This window comes from Streptomyces sp. NPDC000880, assembly GCF_053599675.1.
This window is the reverse complement of the sequence record NZ_JBSFMS010000223.1, coordinates 1-1,395: the sequence shown is the minus strand read 5'-3', so window position 1 is coordinate 1,395 and position 1,395 is coordinate 1. Positions and strand designations below refer to the sequence as shown.

The window sequence follows — 1,395 nt, the reverse complement described above, 5'->3', positions numbered from 1 at the left end:
GTCGGACTCGTACCGCGACTATCTCGAACTGCATGGCCTGTCGGTGCAGTTGGCCGAGGCGCTCGCCGAGTACTGGCACGCCCGGGTGCGTACCGAGCTCGGCTTCGCGGGCGAGGACCCGGCCGACGTGGAAGACATGTTCGCGCTCAAGTACCGTGGCGCGCGCTTCTCGCTCGGTTACGGAGCGTGCCCGGATCTGGAGGACCGGGCGAAGATCGCCGAGCTGCTGCAGCCGGAGCGGATCGGTGTCCAGCTCTCCGAGGAGTTCCAGCTCCACCCCGAGCAGTCCACCGACGCCATCGTCATCCACCACCCCGAAGCGAAGTACTTCAACGCGGGAGGCGGCCGCCCATGACAGCCGTCCGTGATCTACGGGACGTTCTGGCGGCGGGGGAGCGTTCGTACTCCTTCGAGTTCTTCCCGCCCAAGACCGATGCCGGCGAAGAGCGCCTCTGGGACGCCGTCCGCCGTATCGAGGCGCTGTCGCCGGCCTTCGTCTCGGTGACGTACGGCGCGGGGGGATCCTCCCGGGACCGGACGGTCGCCGTGACGAAGAAGATCGCCGCACAGACCACCCTGCGCCCGGTCGCCCATCTGACGGCGGTCGGGCACTCGGTTGCCGAACTGCGGCACATCATCGGCCAGTACGCGGACGCCGGCATCCGGGACGTCCTCGCCCTGCGCGGCGACCCGCCCGGCGACCCGAAGGGCGCCTGGGTGGCCCACCCGCACGGGCTTACGTACGCGATCGAACTGGTCGAACTTGTAAGGGAGTTGGGGGACTTCAGCGTCGGCGTCGCCGCCTTCCCCGAGCGGCACCCCCGCTCTTCGGACTGGGACAGCGACATCAGGCACTTCGCGGCCAAGTGCCGCGCGGGCGCCGACTACGCGATCACCCAGATGTTCTTCGACGTCGAGTACTACCTGCGGCTGCGCGATCTGGCCGCGGCGGTGGGGTGCGACACCCCGATCATTCCCGAGATCATGCCGGCCACCGACTACCGGCAGATCAGCCGCTTCGCCGAACTCAGCAACGCGGCCTTCCCGGACGACCTGGCCAGGCGGCTGCACGCTGCTCGGGACAAGCCTGATGAAGCTCATCGGATCGGTGTCGACCATGCGATCGCGATGGCGGAGCGACTGCTCGACGAAGGCGCTCCGGGACTGCACTACATCACCCTGAACCGATCGCCTGCGACGGTGGAGATACACCGGGGCGTCCACAAGACGAGGAGTACCCATGCCCTCTCAGCCCGCCACTGACTTCAAGGTGGCCGACCTTTCCCTCGCCGCCTTCGGTCGCAAGGAGATCACTCTGGCCGAGCATGAGATGCCCGGTCTGATGTCGATCCGTAAGGAGTACGCCGCCGTGCAGCCGCTCGCCGGCGCGCGCAT

General features: G+C 68.0%; 3 protein-coding genes. All 3 read left to right on the top strand.

What is annotated here, in order from left to right; all coding sequences use genetic code 11:
* Nucleotides 1-355 (top strand): vitamin B12 dependent-methionine synthase activation domain-containing protein (locus ACWDO5_RS35295; protein ID WP_450534616.1); only part of this gene is annotated, 355 nt, incomplete at its 5' end.
* Nucleotides 352-1,263, top strand: a complete 912-nt coding sequence (gene metF, locus ACWDO5_RS35290) for a methylenetetrahydrofolate reductase [NAD(P)H] (RefSeq protein WP_450534615.1) — start codon at nt 352-354, stop codon at nt 1,261-1,263. The genes ACWDO5_RS35295 and metF, both read left to right, overlap by 4 nt.
* The coding region (locus tag ACWDO5_RS35285; protein ID WP_450534619.1) for an adenosylhomocysteinase at nt 1,241-1,395 on the top strand (155 nt) is incomplete at its 3' end. The genes metF and ACWDO5_RS35285, both read left to right, overlap by 23 nt.

Excerpts from the sequence above, each read along its gene's own strand:
- metF (WP_450534615.1), top strand. The coding sequence starts at position 352 with ATGACAGCCGTCCGTGATCTACGGGACGTTCTGGCGGCGGGGGAGCGT.